Raw genomic sequence first — 20,667 nt, forward strand, 5'->3', positions numbered from 1 at the left:
TTGCCGTTACAGGGGCGCGTGCGGCTCCTGCAATTGCTGCAGGCGCCAGGCGCCCGGATTGGTGCCGGCCCAGGTGCGGAACGCATGGTTGAACGCGCTTTGTTCCTGGTAGCCGAGCAGGAAGGCGACGTCGACCAGCGACAGGCTGGGCTGGCGCAGGTAGTCGCGCGCCAGGCCGTAGCGCGCCTGGTCCAGCACGGCCTGGAAGCTGGTGCCCGCCTCGGCCAGCTTGCGCTGCAAGGTGCGCGGCGTGAACGCCAGCTCCGTGGCGACGTGGGCCAGGCGCGCCGCGCCCTGGCGCAAGCCCGCCACGATGGCCGCGTGCACCAGCGCTTCGATGCCGCTTCCCGCGGCCGCCTCGGCATGGCGCCGCGCCAGCAGTTGTTCCGCATGCTGGCACAGCACCGGGTACAGGCTGACATCGGCGTTCGGCACGGGCCAGTCCAGCAGCTGCGCGTCGAACGTGGCCGTATTGGCGCCGGCGCCAAAGGCGGGCAGGCTGCCCAGCACGCGCACATATTCGTCGCGGTGCGACGCGTGCCGCAGCAGCGGCCCGCCGCCATCGTGGGCAAACGCCAGCCCGGCGGGCGGCAGCGGCATGCCGGCCAGCCAGTCGCCGCAGACGCGAATGCCGGCGAAGACGCTGTCGACCAGGTGGCGGCTGGCGTCCGGAAAATGGCTGCTCCAATGGTAGTGGGCGACGGCGCCGTCGCGCCGCAGGGTCGAGCGCCCCAGATCGTGCGCCAGCCGTTCGTAGCGGGCCGTCTGTTCCAGCGCCTGGCCGACATTCTTGCAGCTGAGCAGTATCAAACCGTAGGCGCTGTACGTACCCATGCGCGCGCGCTGGCCCACGTGCAGCCCGAAGTGCGCGTCGCCCGCCAGTGCCGCGCCGGCGTCGAGCAGGCGCACGTAGGCGCGCGCGCTGACGCCGGCCGGCTGTCCGTCCAGGCTGTGCGGCGGCAGGCCGGCCGCCTGCGCCAGCTCGGTGGCGGCGATGGCGTGCGCGGCGGCCGCTTCCAGCAACGGTTGCAGATACGCGCCGGCAACCCTGCCTTCAGTGTGATGGCTGTCTGTGCTTGGCATGATGGAACAATGCGATTGTCATGAAAAACCAATACCCGTTGGTGGCGATGGCATATTCTGCCCCTGGTGCAGTATAACGATAGCAAGCCGGGCAGACATGCAAAAAAGGAGATGCGATGCAACGCTGGAATGGCTGGGGAGACGATGGCATCGCCCATGTGCTGGGCGAGGAGGCGCTGGCATTCCTGCGCGAACGGCTGGGGCCGGGCAGCGGCATCGCCGACGCCACGTTCGAAGCGGCCTGCGCCGCCGTTCCCGTCACGCGCCTGGCGCCCCATCCGCTGATCGACACGACGCCTGCCACGCGCGTGCGCAATGCGCTGGGGCAAAGCCTGCCCGACTGGCTCAAGCTGCGCCATGGCCGCATCGGCGCCGTTCCCGATGGCGTGGCCTTTCCCGACAGCGCGCAACAGGTGCGCCAGTTGCTCGACTATGCGCGCCGGGCCTGCGCGGCCGTGATCCCGCATGGCGGCGGCACCAGCGTGGCCGGGCATCTGACGGTGGCGGCCGGGCCGCGGCCCGTGCTGTCGATCAATCTCACGCGCCTGTGCGCGCTGGGTCACCTGGACCGCGAGGCCCAGCTGGCCACGTTTGGCGCGGGCGTGTACGGCCCCGACCTGGAAGCGCAGCTGCGCGCACACGGCTATACGCTGGGCCACTACCCGCAATCGTTCGAATATTCGACCCTGGGTGGCTGGATCGCCACGCGCTCGTCGGGCCAGCAATCGCTGCGCTATGGCCGCATCGAGCAGCTGTTCGCGGGCGGCGTGGTGGAAACGCCGTGCGGTACCCTGACCATCCCCACCTTTCCCGCTTCGGCGGCCGGCATCGACCTGCGCGAAATGGTGCTGGGGTCCGAGGGACGGCTGGGCATCGTGACGCAGGCGACCGTGCGCATTTCCGCGCTGCCGCCGCATGAAGCGTTCCACGCCGTGTTCTTCGCCGGCTGGGCGCAGGCGCAGGCGGCCGTGCGCGCGCTGGCGCAGGCCCGCTCGGACATTCCGCTGTCCCTGCTGCGCCTGTCGAACGGGCTGGAAACGCAAACCATGCTGACCCTGGCCGGACACAGGAAACTGGTGGGCTTGCTGGAGCGCTACCTGGCGCTGCGCGGCTGCGGCGACGGCAAATGCATGCTGATGGTCGGCGTCAGCGGAGAAGAAAAGCCGGCGCGCGCGGCCCTGCGCGCCGCGCTGGCGCTGGCGCGGCGGCACAAGGGCGTGCACGTGGGGCGCCACATGGGCGACAAGTGGAAGCAGGGGCGCTTTCGCAACGTCTACCTGCGCAACGGCGCCTGGGAACACGGCTATGTGATCGACACGGTGGAGACAGCCGTTGACTGGCCGCGCGTGACGCCCATGATGGCGGCGCTGGAGCAGGCGGGCGCCGGCGCGCTGGCCGCGCACGGCGAGCGAGTCCACGCCTACACGCACCTGTCGCACCTGTACCCGCAGGGCGCCAGCGTCTACACCACGTATGTGTACCGGCTGGCGCCAACCTATGAGGAAAACATGGCGCGCTGGCGCTCGCTGAAGGAGGCGGCCGGCGCGGCCATCGTCGCCAACGGCGGCACCATCAGCCATCAGCACGGCGTGGGCACCGACCACGCGCCGTGGCTGACGGCTGAAAAGGGAGAATTGGGCATCGCGGCCATGCGCGCGCTGTTCCGACAGGTCGACCCGCAAGGCATGATGAACCCAGGCAAACTGCTGCCCGAGGTTGGGGAGCCATCGTGAACAGGGCGGACTTGCCTGGCGTCCTGGCGCGCGACTGGGATGTGCTGGTCGTCGGCGGCGGCATCACGGGCGCCGGCATCCTGCTCGAAGCATCGCGGCGCGGCCTGCACGCACTGCTGGTGGAGCAGCGCGATTTTGCCTGGGGCACGTCGAGCCGCTCATCGAAACTCGTGCATGGCGGCTTGCGCTACCTTAAGCAGGGCCGCTTCGGCCTGACGCGCGAGGCGGTGCACGAGCGGCAAGCCCTGTTGACCGATGCGGCGGGGCTGGTCGAGCCGCAGGGCTTTGCCTTCGGCGACTATGCCGGCCGCAAGCCGGGACGGCGCCAGTTCATGCTGGGCCTGGCCATCTACGACGCCATGGCGGGCCAGCGCGCGCGCCGCTATCTGGACGCCGCGGACTTCGCCATGCTGGCGCCGCATGTGGGGCGCGACGGCCTGCGCGGCGGCATGCTGTACCAGGACGCCAAGACGGACGATGCGCGCCTGGTGCTGCGCGTGCTGCAGGAGGCGCGGCGCCATGGCGGCGCGGCCGTCAATTACCTGGGCGTGGCATCGCTGCTGCGCGAAAATGGCCAGGTCGCCGGCGCCACCTTGAACGATGCGCTCGATGGCACGACATTCACCGTGCGCGCGCGCCTGGTCATCAGCGCCACCGGCGCCTGGGCCGACGGCTTGCGTGGCCAGGTGGGAGCAAAACCGAAACTGCGTCCCCTGCGCGGCAGCCACCTGCTGCTGCCCGCCTGGCGCCTGCCGCTGGCGCAGGCCGTCAGCCTGATGCACCCGCACGATGGCCGCCCCGTGTTTGCCTATCCGTGGGAAGGCGTGACGCTGGTGGGCACCACCGATGTCGACCACGGCGGCGGACTCGATGCCGAGGCGGCGATGACGCGCGGCGAACTCGATTACCTGCTGGCCGCGCTGCGCTGGCAGTTCCCCGGCCTGGCGCTGGGCGAACACGACGTGATCGCCACGTTTGCCGGCGTGCGCCCCGTGATCGGCAGCGGCCAGCTTGACCCGTCGAAGGAAGCGCGCGAACATGCGCTGTGGCTGGAGCACGGCTTGCTGACGGTGGCCGGCGGCAAGCTGACGACCTTCCGCGTGATCGCGCTCGACGCGCTGCGCCTGGCCGCGCCGCTGCTGCCAGGCTGGCAGGCGGACTTGCGCCCGCTGCCGATTTTCGCGCCGGTGCCGCCCCTGGCCGGCTGCGCGCTGGCGCTCGACGGGGAACAGCGCGCGCGACTGCAGGGGCGCCATGGCATGGCCGCGCAAGCGCTGTGCGATGCCGCCCGCGACGGCGAGCTGGCGCCGATTCCCGGCACGCAGACCCTGTGGGCGCAGCTGCGCTGGGGCGCGCGCGCGGAAGACGTGCAGCACCTGGAAGACCTGCTGCTGCGGCGCACGCGCCTCGGTTTGCAGCTGGCCGGCGGCGCGCTTGCTATCATGCCGCGCTTGCGCGCCATCTGCCAGGACGAGCTGGCGTGGGACGATGCGCGCTGGGAGCGGGAGCAGCAGCGCTACCTGGCCCTGTGGCGCAGCCATTACAGCGTGCCGCAGGGCGAGTGACGCAACGATAAAAACGATAAAAGAGGAGAGCATCATCGACACCATCGTGTTTGGCGAAGTGCTGGAACTGGGCGGCGCCCGCATTACCTATGACAGCCTGTCGCAGCTTGACCTGGCGCAGCCCGTGGCGGCCCTTGCCGACGACCTGGGGGAAGACCTGCTGCAGATCGTTTGCCCGAATGGCGACATCGTCGACGTGGGCTGGTATCCGGCCTGGAGCGAACAGGGCCGGCTGCGCGTGGTGACGGTGCGCGGCCAGGACTGGGAGGCGCCCGTGTTCAGCGCGCTGCCGGAAAAGGAGCCGCAGGCGCTGCTGCTGGCGCTGCGCGCCGCGCTGGCCCGCGCGGGATAAGCCATGCGCAGCCCGTCCGGCCATGGCCCGTATATCCTCTCCATCGACAATGGCACGCAAAGCGTGCGCGCGCTGCTGTTCGACTTGCAGGGCAACCTGGCGGCCAAGGCGCAGGTGTTCCTGGAACCGTATTTTTCCGACCATCCCGGCTGGGCCGAGCACGACGCCGACGGCTACTGGCAGGCCGTGTGCGAGGCTTGCCAGCAGCTGTGGCGCGGCACGCCGATAGACAAAGCCAGCGTGAAGGGCGTGGCGGTGACCACGCAGCGCGGCACGGTGGTCAACGTGGACAAGGATGGCCGGCCCTTGCGGCCCGCCATCACCTGGCTGGACCAGCGCAGCACGCGCCAGATTCCGCCGCTGGCGCCCTGGTGGCGCGCCGCCTTCCGCGCCGCGCGCGTCGATGGCACGATCACGTATTTCCGGCGCGAGGCGGAGATCAACTGGATTGCCGCGCACCAGCCCGATATCTGGCGCGGCACGCACAAATTCCTGCTGCTGTCGGGCTTTCTGAACCACCGCCTGTGCGGAAAATATATCGATTCGACCGGCTCGCAGGTGGCGTATATTCCGTTCGACTACAAGCGCCACGCCTGGGCCGGGCGCTTCGACTGGAAGTGGCAGGCCCTTGCGGTGAAGCCTTCCATGCTGCCCGAGCTGGTGGCGCCGGGCACCGTGATGGGCGCCATCACGGCTGCCGCCGCGCAGGCGACCGGCATTCCCGAGGGCACGCCGCTGCTGGCCGCCGCCGCCGACAAGGCCTGCGAAGTGCTGGGCGCCGGCTGCGTCGAGCCGCACGTGGCGTGCCTGAGCTACGGCACCACCGCCACCATCAACACGACCAACCGCAAGTACGTGGAAGTGACGCGTTTTATCCCTCCGTACCCGGCCGCCATGCCGGGCGCCTACAGCACGGAAGTGCAGATCTTCCGCGGCTACTGGATGGTCAACTGGTTCAAGGAGCAGTTCGGCGACCGCGAACGGGCGGCGGCGGCCGAGGATGGCACGGGCTTGTCCGCCGAGGCGCTGTTCGACCGCCTGGTCGAGGCCGTGCCGCCCGGTTCCATGGGCCTGATGCTGCAGCCGTACTGGAGCCCGGGCATCAAGGTGCCGGGGCCGGAAGCGAAGGGCGCCATGATCGGCTTTGGCGACGTGCATACGCGCGCGCACATGTACCGCGCCATCCTCGAGGGCCTCGCGTATGCGCTGCGCGAAGGCAAGGAGCGCATCGAGCGGCGCAGCGGCATCGCCATCACGCAGCTGCGCATCGCCGGCGGCGGCTCGCAAAGCGATGCGGCCATGCAGCTGACGGCCGACATTTTCGGCCTGCCCGCCGCGCGCGCCCACGTGTATGAAAGTTCGGGCCTGGGCGCGGCCATCGCCGCCGCCGTGGGACTGGGCCTGCATGCGGATTTTCCCGCCGCCGTGCAAGCGATGACGCGCGCGGGCAGGGTATTCCAGCCGCATCCCGGGCACAGCAGGATCTATGAGCAACTGTACCGGCGCGTGTACCAGAAAATGTATGCGCGGCTGCAGCCGCTGTACCGCGAGATCGCCGACATCACCGGCTATCCACAGTAGCTGGATGATGAATGATATTGCGAATCATTCTCATCTGATATATGATGTGGTTCGCATTTCACTGAGGCAACATCCACGGTGATGTGCCTTGCGCCGCGGCCATGTGCCGGGGCGCGTCCGCGCGGGCAGGGTGCCGCAACGCTTCCTTCAATGCCGCCGCTTGATCGTGCCCAGCCTGTTCCCTCTGCCCTGCGTTTTCCCATTCCGGAAGTTTGATGAACCAGGCAAGGAAAGCAATGAAGTCCAGTAGCAGGAAAGCAATGTATGCAAGAGTGCGCGCAGGCGCCATGACCCCGCTGGCCGCCGCGCTGGCGCTGGCCTTGGGCGGCACGCCGGGCCAGGCATGGGCGGACGATGCCGCCAAGCCGGAAAACGCCACGCAGATGCCCGCCATCAGCGTGTTTGGCGACGCCATCAGCGCCGGCACGGCCGGCCGCTCGTATATCAATAGCGCCGATATCGAACGCCAGCAGGCCGACAATGTCGCGTCCTTGCTCGACACCCTGCCTGGCGTGGACCTGGCCGGCACGGCCCGTCCCAGCGGCCAGAGCCTCAACATCTGGGGCTTTAACAAGGTGCAGGACGTGAAGGTCATCCTCGACGGCGTGCCCAAGGGCTTCGAGAAATACCGCCAGGGTTCCATCTTCATCGAGCCGGAACTGATCAAGCAGATCGAAGTGAACAAGGGCGCGCATACCAGCCTGTACGGCAATGGCGGCTTCGGCGGCGTCATCACGGTCGAGACCAAGGATGCGCAAGACTTGCTGGAAGGCGGCGAGAGCGTGGGCGCCATGCTCAAGTACTCGCGCCACTCGAACAATGCGGAAAACGACGCCACCGTGGCCGTCTACGGCCGCACGCAAGACGGCCGCTTCGACGCCATGGCCTTCACCACGCAGCGCAAGTCCGACGATTTGCGCAAGCCCGACGGCAAGCCCTTCCGCTTTTCCGCCATCGACGCGCCCTCGAGCCTGGCCAAGCTGAATATCCGCCTGACGCCGGAGCAGCTCCTGACCCTGACGGCGATGAAGAGCGGCAGCTCGGGCTGGGGGCCGTTCGCCGCCATGGGCGAGGACGTGCCCACGCCGACCGAGGCGGAAATCAAAAAATACGGGCTGGATGAAGCGTGGCAGCGCAAGGCCGTCTACCGCGACCAGAATGACGACACCTATTCCGTGAAATGGCAGTATGCGCCGCAACATAATCCATGGGTCAAACTGACGGCCAGCGCCGGCTATTCGCACACGGACCAGCATGACGCGCGGCTGCCGTCCGCCTCGCAGGGTTCCTACCTGGGATCGCTGGGCAACGAGAGCTGGGCCTCGTACGTGGACCGCATCGCGGAGGTGCGCAACGAGAGCGCGTTTGCGACGGGCGCCGTGTCGCACGTGCTGCAAACGGGCCTGCAATGGCACAAGAACGTGCGCGACACCCTGATGTACTACCCGTTGTCGACGGCATTGAAGGACCCCAGCTACAACTACGGCTACTTCCAGCCCTACTACATGCCGGCCGGGCGCCAGGAAACCACGGGCCTGTACCTGCAGGATGCGATGACGTATGGCGACCTGACCCTGACGGCGGCGCTGCGCCACGATCGCGTCGTTTCCGAGGGCGTGCCGAACAAGGCCTCGCGCTACAACAGCCCGCTGCCGGCCGCCGGCCACGACTTCAGCGAAAAGACGCACGCGGACTGGTCGCCCCGCCTGGGGCTGTTCTGGAAGGCGTCCAGCACGCTGGCCTTGTTCGGCGACTTGAGCCGCACCTGGCGCGCGCCCACCATCGACGAGATGTATTCGAATGAATACTATGTGTCGCCGCGCCTCGGTTCATCGACGCCTGGCACCAGCCGCAACCTGGCTGTCGAGCGCGTGACGGCCGTGCGCGCGGGTGTCATGCTGCACCGCCAGAACCTGTTCATGGCGCGCGACGACGCGCAGCTGCGCCTGACGGTCTACCGCAACCGTGTCAGCGACAATATCGGCCCGCGCCTGGGCGTGCTGGTCGAAGGCTACGAGCCGGGATCGGGCAAGGTGCCGCCGGCGCTGTCCGACTACCGCAACCTGGCCGGTTTCCAGACGCAGGGGGTGGAAGTGGAGTCCTATTACAACACGCCGCGCCTGTTTGCCAGCGCTTCGCTGTCGAAGCAGCGCGGCACCCGCACGGGGTCGCAGCGCGACCCGTGGGGCGCGGACGAACCCGTGTCGACCATCGCGCCGGACAAGCTGATGGCGGGCCTGGGCTGGCGCTTCCCCGACCTGGGTGCCAGCGTCGGCTGGCAGGGCCGCTTCGTGGCGAAGCAGGAGCGCGTGCTGCCCGTGGGCAGCGTGTACCGGCTGCCGCCGTCGAAGGGCTATGCGCTGCACGCGCTGTTCGCGTCATGGAATGGCAGGCAGGGTGTGTGGCGCGGCACGGAAGTGCGCCTGACGGTCGACAATATCTTCAACCGCAACTACATGCCCTACCTGAGCGAGGCGGTCACCGGCGTGGGACGCAACGCGAAGCTGAGCGTGTCCAGAAAATTCTGACCACTGCGGAAAACGGCGGGCCGGAGATGCTTGGCCCGGAGTGCCTTGGCGTCGGGCGTGGGCCTACGCTATGTTCGCTGGGTGTTGCGCTGAATTTCAAACCTTAACGTAACACCAATGCCTTGACTGTTTCCCAGGCCGTGCTGCCCGAGTGGGTGGCGCGCACTTGGTTGCGTCCCCCTTCCTTGGCCACGTACAGCGCGCGGTCGGCGGCGACAAACAGCGCCGCACGGTCGTCCAGCTGGTGCGGGTGGATGGTCGCCACGCCGATGCTGACGGTGATCCACGGCGAGGTGCCCGAGCGCGGATGCGGCAGCTGCAATTGCTCGATGTGGGCACGGATCGCCTCGGCCAGGGACAGCGCGCTGTCGGCATCCGTGTCGGCGAACAGCAAGACGAATTCCTCGCCGCCGTAGCGGGCCGCCAGGTCGCCCGAGCGGCAGGCATGCGAGGCGATGGCTTGCGCCACTTGCTGCAGGCAGGTGTCGCCGGCCGGATGGCCCAGGCTGTCGTTGTACAGCTTGAAATGGTCGACATCGAGCACTACCAGCGACAGCGCGCTGCCGCCGCGCACGGCGCGCTGCCACTCCTTCTCCAGGAAGCTGTCGAAATGGCGGCGGTTGGCGATCTTGGTCAGCGGGTCCAGGTAGGCGGCCCGCTGCAGCGCGTCTTCCGACTGCTTGTGGTGCGTGATGTCGTGCAGCAGGCCGATGTACAGGGGCTGGCGCAGGTACATGGGTGTCAGGGTCAGGTCCATGCTCAGCGCCTCGCCATTGCGGTGGCGGATCGCCACTTCGCGCGTGCCGTGGTTGTGCGCCGTTTCCGGCTTGGCCGCGTACATGGCAAAGTAGTCGAGGTATTCCTGCGTCACCAGGGGGCTGAGCAGTTCGCCGATGGAGCGCCCGGCCAGTTCGTTCTCGCGGTAGCCCAGGTACTGGTCGCAGGCGGGATTGGTGTACTGGATGCGTCCATCGGCCTCGATGATCAGCAAGCCTTCGGCCATGTTGTTGACGATGGTGCGCAGGCGCTCGGCCTGTTCCTGCTGGGTTTCATTGTTGCTGCGGATTTGCAGCTGGGCACGTACCCTGGCGCACACTTCTGCCATGCGCAAGGGCTTGCTGATGTAGTCGACGGCACCCACGTCGAAGCCGGCCACCACGTCGTCCGTGTCCGTCTTGGCGCTCATGAAGATGACGGGAATGCTGTGCGTCAGCGGGTTGTGCTTGAGCTTGCGGCAGGTTTCGATGCCATCCATGTCGGGCATCAGCACGTCGAGCAGGATCAGGTCCGGATGCGCGCGCTGGGCGATCGCCAGCGCCCGCTCGCCGGACGTGGCGACATAGGTTTGATAACCCTGTTCGCTCATGAGCTTGCGCAGCAGCTCAAGGTTGGCCGGCGCATCATCAACAATCAATATGGCGGCTTCACGCCGCTGGGAAAACCCCACACTGCCTGGACTCATTGCTACCGGCCTTTTCGGATGTGCTGCGCTGGGAGCCTGTCTCGGCAACCGAATACGCCTCTTGCTGGCGCCCTCGCAAGCGGGAACTGCGTCGAGCGTCGTCGCGTGGCTTGCCACGCGTGCTACTCACGCCCCGTCCGCGCTCGTGATGCGCTGCCTGCAGAAGACACTCCCTGCCGAGATAAGCTCCAGGCCAGCGTTTTGTTGCACTTTCGGTGATGCCGAAGCCCGACAGGCCGTGGCCGCCGCGCATGGGCGGTCGGGCTGGTGGCGCCGGGAGTGTTGCCCTGGCCGCAGACTGCGGACCATCAGCGCATGTACACGTGCAGTCAAAGGCTGACCCGATTCAAAACTCACGCTTTGGGCGAATCATACCGCTTTGCCAATTTGTTGGGTGAAAAATTGATGGTCTGCGAGGGGGTAAAATGTTGTATTTATGGTATTTTTAAAAATAAATACACGTAGTTGTTACCGTAAAGACTGTTTTTGGAGGGGGCGTGCCTGACGGCAGTGCGCCCCGCGGCAGGCGGGGCGCATGAGGGGAGCTTACACCTTGGCGGCGATCAGCTTGCCGAGGATGGCGATGCCCTCGCGGATGCGTTCCGGCGGCACCGTCACGAAGGACAGGCGCAAGGTGTGCGTGTCCGGCGTGTTCGCATAGAACGGCGCGCCCGGCACGAAGGCGACCTTGTTGGCGATCGCCTCATCGAGCAGTTTCATCGCATCGATGTGCTTGGGCAGCGTGACCCAGATGAACATGCCGCCTTCCGGCTTCGTCCAGGTGACGCCGGCCGGGAAGTGCTCTTCCAGGGCCGACAGCATGGCCTGGCACTGGTTGCCGTACAGGCTGCGGATGCTGGGGATGTGCCGCTCCAGGAAGCCGTCCTTGATCACTTCGTGCACGACCATCTGCGTCAGCTGCGAGGTGTGCAGGTCGGCCGCCTGCTTGGCCAGTTCCAGGCGGCGCACCAGCGGCATCGGCGCCACCACGTAGCCGAGGCGGATGCCGGGTGTGAGCACTTTCGAGAACGAGCCCATGTAGATGACGCCGTCCGGATTCATGTTGATCATCTTCGGATACGGCTCGCCGCTGTAGCTGAGGGCGCCGTACGGGTCATCCTCGATCAGCGGCAGGCCGTGGCGGGCGCAGGTTTCCACCAGTTCCACGCGGCGCGCCACGGACAGGCTGCGCCCGGTCGGGTTCTGGAAGTTCGGCAGCGCGTACAACAGGCGCGCGCCGTCGGCGACCGGGTCGATCGACGACGGCACCAGGCCCTCGTCATCGGTATCGACGGACACGAATGCGGGGCGGTAGACGGAGAACGCCTGCAGGGCGCCCAGGTAGCTGGGCGTTTCCACCAGCACGCGGCTGCCTTCGTCGATCAGCACCTTGCCCAGCAAGTCCAGCGCCTGCTGCGAGCCGGACGTCATCAGGACCTGTTCCGGCAGGATGACGCTGCCATTGCTGGAGAGCGAGTCGGCGATCCACTGGCGCAGCGGCAGGTAGCCGTCGGTGGGGCCGTACTGCAGGGCGACCTTGCCATTGTTCGACAGGACCTTGTCGAAGGCCGTCTTCATTTCCTCGACGGGGAAGGTGGCGGGCGACGGCAGGCCGCCGGCAAACGAAATGATTTCAGGGCGCTGCGTGATCTTCAGGATTTCGCGGATGAACGAGCTTTGCAGCTGTTCCGCGCGTTCGGCAAAGCGCCATTGGATCGGATTCGGATTTTCAATTTTCATACGAGTCTCACAGAAGATGCCGAGCTGCGCCGGCTGGTTTTTATGGTCCGCTTGTGGCGGTTCCTGAAAAAGCGGCACCGGATAGGCACCGCCCGAAATCGCTTAATGGACGGGAAACGACTTGTCCGCATTTTGTATGGCAAGCCTGGCCTGCCCGGCAAAGTGCTGCGGTATTGTACGACTTACCAGCGGCTGTGCCCACTTCGTGTGCGCGGCAACGTTGCAAACGGGCGTCACTTGAGCTTGCGTCCGATGGCGACGACGGCGATCACGGCGCCGGCAAACAGCAGGCTGGAGCGGGTCAAGGGCTCGTTCAGCAGCACGGCGGCGCCCAGCAGGGTGAGGAAGGGCTGCAGCAGCTGCGTCTGTCCCACGCGGGCCACGCCGCCCAGCGCCATGCCCCGGTACCAGAAGAAGAAGCCGATAAACATGGAAAAGACGGAGATGTAGGCGAACGCCAGCCACGCGGCCGGGCCGGCCTGGGCCATCAGTGCGCGCTGCGGCCATGCGTTCCATAGCACGACGGGGAGCACGAACGGCGCCGCCAGCACCAGCGCCCAGCTGATCACGTGCTGGCCGGGCATGCTTTGCGACAAACGTCCGCCTTCCGCGTAACCGAGCGCGCCCAGCAGCACGGCGGCGAACATCAGCACGTCGGCCAGGTGAAAGCTGCCGCCGCCCTGGCGCAGGGCGAACAGCACCACCAGCGCCGTGCCGGCCAGCGCCATCAGCCAGAAACCCACGGAGGGGCGCTCCTTGCCGCGCAGGACGGCAAACACGGCCGTCGCCAGCGGCAGGATGCCGACCAGCACGGCGCCGTGCGAGGCGGGCAGGCTGCGCATGGCGATCGAGGTCAGCCAGGGAAAACCCACCACGCAGCCCAGCGCCACCAGCGCCAGCGGCAGCCATTGTTCGCGCCGCGGCAGCGGCGCGCGCTGCAGCCACAGCCACAGTCCCGCCAGGCCGGCGGCCACCAGCGCGCGGCCCAGGGCGACAAACGTGGGGTCGAGTTCGGCCACCGCCAGGCGCGTAAAAGGCAGGGTCAGGCTGAACAGGACGACGGCGATCAGGCCCAGCAGCAAGCCCTTGCGGTCGTCGCCGAGGCGGGGCGGGTGGGCGGTGGAGGAGGCGGTACTCGAAGGTGAAGACATGGGTTTCCTGGTGCATAGGGTAAGGGAAGGCATGGATTTGTGTGTTCCATGCTGTTATCCTAGGCGCGAATAGCAGTACAGTACAAATACACTTCATCGCATAATTTCACATACTGTAATGGTCATATGAGTCATACACCCGCAGCGCCACCGCTGCCCTTGCTGTCGCGCGCCTCGGGCGAAACCCTGATCGACCAGATCGTCCGCTCGGTGGCGGCGCGCATCGACGACAAGCTGCTGCGCGGCGGTGCGCGCATGCCGTCGATCCGCCAGTTCGCGGCCAGCCTGCAGGTGTCGTGCGCCACGGTGGTGGCCAGCTACGACAAGCTGGTGGCGCGCGACTATCTGGAATCGCGGCGCGGCGCCGGCTTTTTCGTGCGTGAACGCTCGCCGCTGAATACGGCCATGCCGTTGGCGCCTGGCGCAACGGAGCAGGCGGGCGCGCAAAAGTTCGACGTCGTCTGGCTGATCCGCAATATGTTCCGCCAGACGCCGCCCCATCCGGCGCCCGGTTCCGGCATGCTGCCGCCCGAATGGCTCGATGGCGAACTGGTGGCGCGCGCCTTGCGCGACGTCAGCCGCCAGCCAAGCGCGCACATGCTCAGCTATGGCGCGCCGCAGGGCTTCTTGCCTTTGCGGCAACAGTTGCAGATGAAACTGGCCGGCCTGGAAATCGCCTGCCCGCCCGAGCAGATTGTCACCACGGTGGGCGTGATGCAGGCGCTGGATCTGGTGGCGCGCGAATTCACGCGTCCCGGCGACACCATCCTGGTCGACGACCCCGCCTATTGGCTGATGTTTGGCGCCTTCGCCGCCATGGGCATGAAGGTGGTCGGCGTGCCCCGCCTGGGCGACGGTCCCGACATCGCCGTGCTGGCCGAGATGGCCGCGCTGCACCGGCCCAAGCTGTACGTGATCAATTCGGTGCTGCACAACCCCGGTTCCGGCTCGCTGTCGGCGGCCAAGGCTTTCCAGGTGCTGCGCCTGGCCGAGCAGCACGATTTCCTGGTGGTCGAGGACGATATCTATTGCGACATGCATCCGGGCGGCAGCGTGCAGGCGGCCACGCGCCTGGCCGCGCTGGACCAGCTGCGCCGCGTGATTTACCTGGGCGGCTTTTCCAAGAGCCTGTCGGCCAATCTGCGCGTGGGCTTCATCGCCACGTCGCCCGAATGGGCGCAGCGCCTGGCCGACCGCAAGATGCTGGCCACGCTGACCACCAGCGACATCGGCGAGCGGGTCGTGTACAAGATCCTCTCGCAGGGCCTGTACCGCAAGCATGCGGAGCGCCTGCGCGCCCGGCTCGACAAGGTGCGCGAGGGCACGTACCGCCGCGCCGAGCAGGCCGGCCTGCGCTTCGATCCCGCGCCGGCCGGCATGTTCATCTGGGCCGATGCGGGCTGCGACACGAATGTGCTGGCCGAGAAGGCGCTGGCCGAAGGCCTGGTGCTGGGACCGGGCAGCCTGTTTTCGCCGCGCCAGCTGCCGTCGACCCGCATGCGCCTGAACCTGGCCACGGTGCAGGACGAGCGGGTCTGGGACTTTTTCGGCCGCGCGCTGGGATAAGGCGCGGCCTGAAACGGGAGCCCTTGAAATCGCTTATATAATCCCCAACTTCATCAAATCCGTCCCATCCACAAGACTATGAGGTAAAAATGGCTGTCTCCGAAAAGCAAACCCTGGGTTTTCAGACCGAAGTGAAGCAGATGCTGCACCTGATGATCCATTCCCTGTACTCGAACAAGGAAATCTTCCTGCGCGAACTGATTTCGAACGCGTCCGACGCGGCCGACAAATTGCGCTTCGAAGCGATCGATAACGATGCCCTGTACGGCAACGATCACGAATTGAAGATCAAGGTCAGCTTCGACAAGGATGCGCGCACCATCACCATTTCCGACAACGGCATCGGCATGACCCGCGACGAGGCGATCTCGCACCTGGGCACCATCGCCAAGTCGGGCACCAAGGAATTCTTCGGCAAGCTGTCGGGCGACCAGCAGCAGGACGCGGCCCTGATCGGCCAGTTCGGCGTGGGCTTCTATTCGGGCTTCATCGTCGCCGACAAGATCACGGTCGAAACGCGCCGCGCCGGCGTGGACGCTCTTGACGGCGTGCGCTGGGAGTCGGCCGGCGAAGGCGATTACAGCATCGAATCGATCGACAAGCCGTCGCGCGGCACGGACATCATCCTGCACCTGCGCGAAGGCGAGGACGAATTGCTGTCAAGCTGGAAGATCAAGTCCATCATCCGCAAATACTCGGACCATATCTCGCTGCCCATCGTGATGCGGAAGGAAGAGTGGGACGAAGAGAAAAAAGAAACCGTCCTGAAAGACGAATTCGAAACCGTCAACCAGGCCAGCGCCCTGTGGGCCCGCAACAAGGCCGACATCACGCCGGAACAGTACGACGAATTCTACAAACACGTGTCGCACGACTTCCAGTCGCCGCTCACGCACACGCACAACCGCGTGGAAGGCCGCAGCGAATACACGCAGCTGCTGTACATCCCGGCCAAGGCGCCGTTCGACATGTGGGACCGCAACAAGCGCGGCGGCATCAAGCTGTACGTCAAGCGCGTCTTCATCATGGACGATGCCGAGCAGCTGATGCCGACCTATCTGCGCTTCGTGCGCGGGATCATCGATTCGGCCGATTTGCCGCTGAACGTGTCGCGCGAAATCCTGCAGGAATCGCGCGACGTGAAAGTCATCCGCGAAGGCTCGACCAAGCGCGTGCTGGGCATGCTGGAAGAGCTGGCGAACGCGGACGAGCAAGACAAGAAAGACAAGTACGCCGTCTTCTGGAAGGAATTCGGCCAGGTGCTGAAAGAGGGCATCGGCGAGGACGCGGCCAACAAGGAACGCCTGGCCAAGCTGCTGCGCTTTGCCTCGACGGCCAACGACAGCGACGAGCAGATCACCTCGTTCGCCGACTACGTGGCGCGCATGAAGGAAGGCCAGGACAAGATCTATTACGTCACGGCCGACAACTACGCCGCCGCCAAGAACAGCCCGCACCTGGAAATCTTCCGCAAGAAAGGTGTCGAAGTGCTGCTGCTGACGGACCGCGTCGATGAATGGATGTTGTCTTTCCTGCAGGATTTCGAAGGCAAGGAACTGGTCTCCGTCGCCAAGGGCGGCCTGGACCTGGGTGCGCTGGAAGACGAAGCGGAAAAGAAAGAGCACGCAGAAACGGAAACCTCGTACGCCGACCTGGTGGGCAAGATGAAGGCGGCGCTGGCCGACAAGGCCAAGGACGTGCGCGTAACGTTCCGCCTGACCGATTCGCCAGCCTGCCTGGTGGCCGATGAAAACGAATTGTCGGGCAACCTGCTGCGCATGCTCAAAGCTGCTGGACAGAGCGCGCCGGAATCGAAGCCGATCCTGGAAATCAACCCGAACCACCCGCTGGTGACGCGTCTGAAATACGAGGACGCGGAAGGCGGCAAGTTCGGCGACTGGGCCAACATCCTGTTCGACCAGGCCATGCTGGCCGAAGGCGGCTCGCTGGCCGACCCGGCCAGTTTCGTCAAACGCCTGAACGAGTTGCTGCTCAATACGGCGAAGTAATCGCTGCAATGTAGGGAGGTCGGATTTGCGGGGCCGCCGAGGCCAAGCGTAATCCGACAGCCGCAGCGGCGACTGATGCAATGAAGCCGGCCCTTTCTTCGTGAAAGGGCCGGCTTTTTTTATGCTACAGTGCGCGATTACTTTATTTTATGGAAATAGTAATGGCGCATTGCCCGGCATGTGACAGTTCCAACATTCAACGCCTCTCCATGGTGCATGCTTCCGGCATTTCCGGCACCTCTACCCATATCTCGGGCAGGATCGATGGTGATTTCATCCACGGTCATGCGCATACGCGCAGCCAGACCTTGTTGTCGCGCCAGGCCGCCGGGCCGACGATGCAGACCCACCAGAAGGTGGGGCTGATCGTGCTGGGCGTGATCATGTTTATCATCGCCGCCGTCGTCTTTTACCAGGCCGGCGCAAATGGCCTGTTCTGGATCTTCGTGGCAGGGGGTGTCGTCTCCGTCGCCTTGTCGCAAACGTCCTTCGTCGCCAATTGGGACAAGGAGGCCGCCGCCTTGCAAGACAAGTATGCGCGTACCTTCATGTGCCATGCCTGCGGCCACCGCTTCATTCCTGTACTCAAGCAACCGTGAAAATTCGCCTGATGGCGGGCCTGGGCGCGCATGCGCTGGGCTGCCTGCTGTTTATCGCATTGAGCTGGCTGGGGTTTTATTTGTACACGCAGCTGTTCGGCAGCCTTGGCTCGCGCGGCGTGGCAGGCGGCCTTGCCCTGCTGCTGGTGTTTTATGTGTATGCGGGCACGAATCTGCTGCTGGCGCTGCTGCCGCCCGGCAGGTGGAAGCCTGCGCTGTGCGCCTTGCTGGGCGCGGCCGTGCTCGCGTATTTGTTGCCCCAGCATCCGCTGCGGGCCATCTACTTCAGCGTGCTGGCGGGCGGCTTGAGCTGGCTGGCCGTGCTGGCCGGCGCGCGTTTAAGCGGATACCTGCGCGGCTGACAGGCCATCAAGAAAAGCGGCGACGGCGCTGGCGGCCGCTTCCGGCGCCGCCTGCAGCAGCATGTGTGGCGCGGCGATGTCGACCAGTTGCGCGCCCGGTGCCAGCCGCAGTATCTGCAGCGCGTTCGCCGGCGGCACCAGGCGATCGTGGCGGGCGCGCAGATACAGCACGGGCAGGCTGCCGCGCGCGAAGCTGCGCGAGGCCTCCTTTTCCGGTATTTCCAGCACGGCGCACAGGCGCTGGCGCAGCACGCTGGGCGGCACTTGCGCCAGCGCCGCTGCCAGTTCCGCCTGCAGTTGCGGCGTGGAGCAGGGCGCCAGCAGCGCCTGGCGCAGGGCGAAGCCGGGCATGGCGCCAAAGGGCACCAGGCCAAGCAGGTGGCGCAGCGGCGCCAGCATTTGGCGCGGATTGCACACAAACGAACAGCACAGGACCAGGGCGCGCATGCCGGGTGGCGGATCGGCGCGCAAAGCTGCCCCCAGCGGTCCCGAAAACGATTCGGCCAGCACGACGAAAGGGCGGTCCCGCGGCAAGCGCGCGCGCACGAAAGCCTGCAGCGCCGCGTAATCGAGCGGTGCGGCCGGGTAGGCGATGGCCTGGGTGTCGATGGCGTTTTGCGCGCGCAAGGCGGCCTCAAAACGGTGGAATAGCCGTGCCGTGCCATCCATGCCGGGCAGGAGGACAAGGGCGGGAAGGGCCGGGGAAGGTATCGTCATCGCCGCCATCATAACAGCGGCAGCGGCGCAAGCGCCGTCCGCCAGCCGCACGGCGCGGGCCCGGGCGCCATGCTAGAATCGCCGACGCGCCGCGCCTTACGCGTGGCCGGAATAACGGCCGTATCCCCGGGCAGACAGAAACATGCATATCAAACTATCAAACTACCGTTCCCTGGGCGGCGCCTTGCTGGCCGCCGCCAGCATTCTTTCCCCGCCCGCCTGGGCCACGGCGGCGCCGGCGCCAGCGGGGAAAAGCCTGTCGTCGCTCTTGGCCGGCGGTCCCTTGCCGCGCCTGAGCGACGATGCGCAGGTGCGCGCCGCGCTGTTCGATTTCTTCGGCTATGCGCGCGGCAGCTACACGGAGGATGATGAACTGCTGCTGGAGCAGGCGCTCGAAGCGATCAGCGAAAAGCGCGATGCCACCCGCAGCGTGCTGCCCGATGGCCGCCAGCTGCTGGCGTCGATGAATGACCGCAAGCAGGGCCGCGAGCGGGGCGCCATGCTGCTCGACAGGCGCGGCGCCATCGTCGCCTTTGGCCTCGTCAACGGCCATTGCCGCCTGGAGGGACGGCCGCTGGCCAAGGTATGCAATGCCGATCCGAATGCCGTGCTGACGGTGTTCCACCGCAAGGGCATGCTGACCGGCGAGGCGGCACCCCTGCTGGCCTGGGCCCGACAGCTGCCGCCCATGCTGGCGCTGATCGCGGCCGACAAGGAGGCGGGCGCCGATGGGCAGAAGATCGCCAGCGTCGAATATGTGCTGGCGCAGCCGGCGCTGCCGGGCTGGAATCGCGCCCAGCTGCCGCCCGCCTATCCACCGGCGCTGTTGCCGCTGCTGCTCGATAAATCCACGGTGCTGACGTCGGCCGGCGCGGGCGTGTTTGCCTATCCGCTCACGCTCCGGGGCAAGAGGCAGAACAATGTGCTGGACCAGGCCGAAGGCCGCCCGCCGCGCGACCTGGAAGTGGCGCTGCGCAGCTATGCCAGCTTTGACGCCGTGGTCGAGCGCTACCGCCAGCTGGCCAAGGGCGCCCGCTTGCAGCGCAACGAGCGCACCGCCTACCTCGATGGCGACATGGGGCAGGGCAGCTACCGCGTGTACATCCGCAATACGGGCGCCGACGGCGTGATGATCGACGTGGCGCTGTGGCAGCGCAGGCTGGCGGCGGGCCGCTGACCTCAGCAACCGCAGTCAATCAAAGCGCGCCTTGGCGTAGCCCAGTGCTGCCAGTTGCGCCTCGATCTCTTCATCGCGCTTTCTTTTCCCGGTCGCCAGGGTCAGGTGTTTTAGGGCCGCCGGCAAGCCGCCGGCCAGCAGCGCGTCGATGTCGAGCTGGGTCAGGTACACGGCCAGGTTGTTCAGTGCGGGCAGGGGAGCGATGCCCGCCAGGCGTTCCAGCGTCTTGCAGTTGCGCAGGACCAGCCATGCCAGCGCGGTATTTTCACCCAGCCGCAGCTCCGCAAGCTTGATCTGGTCTTCCACCGACAGGCGCCGCAGCCGGGGAAAGCGGCCAAGGTCGCCCAGATCTTCCAGCCCCCGCACGCGCACCACTTCGAGTTCTTCCAGCAGCGGTGCCGTGACGTGGGCGATCGAAGTACGTCCGCCCAGGATGAAGCGCAGCCGCGTCAGCGCCGGCATGGCGCTGATGAAATCGACGGCGTCCTTGCTCTTGATTTGCGACAGCGACAGCTTGGTCAGCGCCGGCAGGGCCGTGATGGCGGCGATGTTTTTCACGTGGCCCGTGGTATGCAGCTGCGCCAGTCGCGGCCAGTGCCGCAGCGGCGCCAGGTCGATGTTGGCCTTGCGCGTCTCGCCCAGGCTCAGATACTGCAGCGTGCGCAGGTTCTCCAGCGCCAGGATGTCGTGTTCCTGCATCTCGTAGGCGCCCAGCTGCAAGCGCTGCAGGTGCCGCAGCTCGCCCAGGTGCCGTAGATTGACAGCACTCGTATGGCAGTCGAGCGACAGGTTGGCCGCATGCGGCAGGGCGCGCAGGATGGCCGCGTCGAACGGCGTGAAGTGATAGCCGAAGAAGCGGATTTCCAGCGCCGCGCCGCAGGTGGCCGCCAGCGCGTCGAGGTCCGCCAGCAGCGGTTCCGGCGCAAAGTGTTCGCCAAACTGCACGATCACCTTGCCGTCGGCGGCGATGGCGGCGCGCAGGGCGGCCGCGTCGATGCTGGACGGATTGTGGATGCGCTGCGGCTGTCTTGCTTGCGTCATG

16 protein-coding genes are annotated in these 20,667 nt (G+C 66.5%); 10 read left to right on the plus strand and 6 right to left on the minus strand.

Annotated elements, in window-relative coordinates; all coding sequences use genetic code 11:
- Positions 1-6: 6 nt before the first annotated feature.
- Positions 7-1,083 (minus strand): AraC family transcriptional regulator, encoded by a 1,077-nt coding sequence (locus AC3RCJ_RS10625; RefSeq protein WP_492962559.1) that lies wholly within the window; start codon positions 1,081-1,083, stop codon positions 7-9.
- A gap of 116 nt (positions 1,084-1,199) precedes the next feature.
- On the opposite strand from AC3RCJ_RS10625, the gene AC3RCJ_RS10630 reads away from it, so the two are divergent.
- The 5 genes from AC3RCJ_RS10630 to AC3RCJ_RS10650 all read left to right on the plus strand — a co-directional run bounded on the left by AC3RCJ_RS10630 (position 1,200) and on the right by AC3RCJ_RS10650 (position 8,842).
- The gene (locus AC3RCJ_RS10630; protein ID WP_492962557.1) at positions 1,200-2,816 is read left to right on the plus strand and encodes an FAD-binding oxidoreductase; all 1,617 of its coding nucleotides are present in this window, start codon (positions 1,200-1,202) and stop codon (positions 2,814-2,816) included.
- Entirely contained in the window at positions 2,813-4,381 is a 1,569-nt protein-coding gene (locus tag AC3RCJ_RS10635) for a glycerol-3-phosphate dehydrogenase/oxidase (RefSeq protein ID WP_492962555.1), read from the plus strand. Before AC3RCJ_RS10630 ends, AC3RCJ_RS10635 begins: the two co-directional genes overlap by 4 nt.
- A gap of 46 nt (positions 4,382-4,427) precedes the next feature.
- Positions 4,428-4,733: a hypothetical protein gene (locus AC3RCJ_RS10640; protein WP_492962553.1), complete on the plus strand. Its 306-nt coding sequence runs from the start codon at positions 4,428-4,430 to the stop codon at positions 4,731-4,733.
- 3 nt (positions 4,734-4,736) lie between these two features.
- On the plus strand, positions 4,737-6,314 hold the full coding sequence (locus AC3RCJ_RS10645) for an FGGY-family carbohydrate kinase (protein ID WP_492962551.1): 1,578 nt from the start codon (positions 4,737-4,739) through the stop codon (positions 6,312-6,314).
- Positions 6,315-6,601: 287 nt separating this feature from the next.
- Positions 6,602-8,842, plus strand: coding sequence for a TonB-dependent hemoglobin/transferrin/lactoferrin family receptor (locus tag AC3RCJ_RS10650; RefSeq protein ID WP_492962549.1), 2,241 nt, complete (start codon positions 6,602-6,604; stop codon positions 8,840-8,842).
- A 103-nt stretch (positions 8,843-8,945) separates the two neighbouring features.
- Here the strand turns inward: AC3RCJ_RS10650 and AC3RCJ_RS10655 are convergent, their stop codons facing one another.
- From AC3RCJ_RS10655 to AC3RCJ_RS10665, 3 genes are all read right to left on the minus strand, one after another.
- A complete protein-coding gene (locus tag AC3RCJ_RS10655; protein ID WP_492962547.1) occupies positions 8,946-10,304 on the minus strand; it encodes a diguanylate cyclase domain-containing protein in 1,359 nt (452 codons plus the stop codon).
- A 546-nt stretch (positions 10,305-10,850) separates the two neighbouring features.
- Positions 10,851-12,044, minus strand: coding sequence for an aminotransferase-like domain-containing protein (locus tag AC3RCJ_RS10660; protein WP_492962545.1), 1,194 nt, complete (start codon positions 12,042-12,044; stop codon positions 10,851-10,853).
- A 233-nt stretch (positions 12,045-12,277) separates the two neighbouring features.
- On the minus strand, positions 12,278-13,195 hold the full coding sequence (locus tag AC3RCJ_RS10665) for a DMT family transporter (protein WP_492962543.1): 918 nt from the start codon (positions 13,193-13,195) through the stop codon (positions 12,278-12,280).
- A gap of 126 nt (positions 13,196-13,321) precedes the next feature.
- Between AC3RCJ_RS10665 and AC3RCJ_RS10670 the strand changes: the two genes are divergently transcribed.
- From AC3RCJ_RS10670 to AC3RCJ_RS10685, 4 genes are all read left to right on the plus strand, one after another.
- The gene (locus AC3RCJ_RS10670; RefSeq protein ID WP_492962541.1) at positions 13,322-14,761 is read left to right on the plus strand and encodes an aminotransferase-like domain-containing protein; all 1,440 of its coding nucleotides are present in this window, start codon (positions 13,322-13,324) and stop codon (positions 14,759-14,761) included.
- An 89-nt stretch (positions 14,762-14,850) separates the two neighbouring features.
- Positions 14,851-16,770, plus strand: a complete 1,920-nt coding sequence (gene htpG, locus AC3RCJ_RS10675; protein WP_492962539.1) for a molecular chaperone HtpG — start codon at positions 14,851-14,853, stop codon at positions 16,768-16,770.
- A gap of 209 nt (positions 16,771-16,979) precedes the next feature.
- Positions 16,980-17,369 (plus strand): hypothetical protein, encoded by a 390-nt coding sequence (locus AC3RCJ_RS10680; protein ID WP_492962537.1) that lies wholly within the window; start codon positions 16,980-16,982, stop codon positions 17,367-17,369.
- Positions 17,366-17,731 carry a hypothetical protein gene (locus AC3RCJ_RS10685; protein ID WP_492962535.1) on the plus strand — a complete coding sequence of 122 codons (366 nt, stop codon included), beginning with the start codon at positions 17,366-17,368 and terminating at the stop codon, positions 17,729-17,731. Before AC3RCJ_RS10680 ends, AC3RCJ_RS10685 begins: the two co-directional genes overlap by 4 nt.
- On the opposite strand, the gene AC3RCJ_RS10690 is transcribed toward AC3RCJ_RS10685, so the two are convergent.
- Complete coding sequence (locus AC3RCJ_RS10690) at positions 17,708-18,448, minus strand: alpha/beta fold hydrolase (RefSeq protein ID WP_492962533.1); 741 nt, start codon at positions 18,446-18,448, stop codon at positions 17,708-17,710. The two genes, AC3RCJ_RS10685 and AC3RCJ_RS10690, sit on opposite strands and share 24 nt — an antisense overlap.
- 142 nt (positions 18,449-18,590) lie before the next feature.
- Between AC3RCJ_RS10690 and AC3RCJ_RS10695 the strand changes: the two genes are divergently transcribed.
- Positions 18,591-19,625, plus strand: coding sequence for a hypothetical protein (locus AC3RCJ_RS10695; RefSeq protein ID WP_492962531.1), 1,035 nt, complete (start codon positions 18,591-18,593; stop codon positions 19,623-19,625).
- 15 nt (positions 19,626-19,640) lie between these two features.
- On the opposite strand, the gene AC3RCJ_RS10700 is transcribed toward AC3RCJ_RS10695, so the two are convergent.
- On the minus strand, positions 19,641-20,666 hold the full coding sequence (locus AC3RCJ_RS10700) for a leucine-rich repeat domain-containing protein (protein WP_492962529.1): 1,026 nt from the start codon (positions 20,664-20,666) through the stop codon (positions 19,641-19,643).
- Between the last annotated feature and the right edge of the window lies 1 nt (position 20,667).

The organism is Janthinobacterium sp. GW822-FHT07H11 (assembly GCF_058798615.1).

Coding starts and splice junctions, on each gene's coding strand:
- AC3RCJ_RS10625 (WP_492962559.1), bottom strand. CDS start 1,083: ATGCCAAGCACAGACAGCCATCACACTGAAGGCAGGGTTGCCGGCGCG.
- AC3RCJ_RS10630 (WP_492962557.1), top strand. CDS start 1,200: ATGCAACGCTGGAATGGCTGGGGAGACGATGGCATCGCCCATGTGCTG.
- AC3RCJ_RS10645 (WP_492962551.1), top strand. CDS start 4,737: ATGCGCAGCCCGTCCGGCCATGGCCCGTATATCCTCTCCATCGACAAT.
- AC3RCJ_RS10650 (WP_492962549.1), top strand. CDS start 6,602: ATGACCCCGCTGGCCGCCGCGCTGGCGCTGGCCTTGGGCGGCACGCCG.
- AC3RCJ_RS10655 (WP_492962547.1), bottom strand. CDS start 10,304: ATGAGTCCAGGCAGTGTGGGGTTTTCCCAGCGGCGTGAAGCCGCCATA.
- AC3RCJ_RS10660 (WP_492962545.1), bottom strand. CDS start 12,044: ATGAAAATTGAAAATCCGAATCCGATCCAATGGCGCTTTGCCGAACGC.
- AC3RCJ_RS10665 (WP_492962543.1), bottom strand. CDS start 13,195: ATGTCTTCACCTTCGAGTACCGCCTCCTCCACCGCCCACCCGCCCCGC.
- AC3RCJ_RS10670 (WP_492962541.1), top strand. CDS start 13,322: ATGAGTCATACACCCGCAGCGCCACCGCTGCCCTTGCTGTCGCGCGCC.
- htpG (WP_492962539.1), top strand. CDS start 14,851: ATGGCTGTCTCCGAAAAGCAAACCCTGGGTTTTCAGACCGAAGTGAAG.
- AC3RCJ_RS10680 (WP_492962537.1), top strand. CDS start 16,980: ATGGTGCATGCTTCCGGCATTTCCGGCACCTCTACCCATATCTCGGGC.
- AC3RCJ_RS10690 (WP_492962533.1), bottom strand. CDS start 18,448: ATGACGATACCTTCCCCGGCCCTTCCCGCCCTTGTCCTCCTGCCCGGC.
- AC3RCJ_RS10695 (WP_492962531.1), top strand. CDS start 18,591: ATGCATATCAAACTATCAAACTACCGTTCCCTGGGCGGCGCCTTGCTG.
- AC3RCJ_RS10700 (WP_492962529.1), bottom strand. CDS start 20,666: ATGACGCAAGCAAGACAGCCGCAGCGCATCCACAATCCGTCCAGCATC.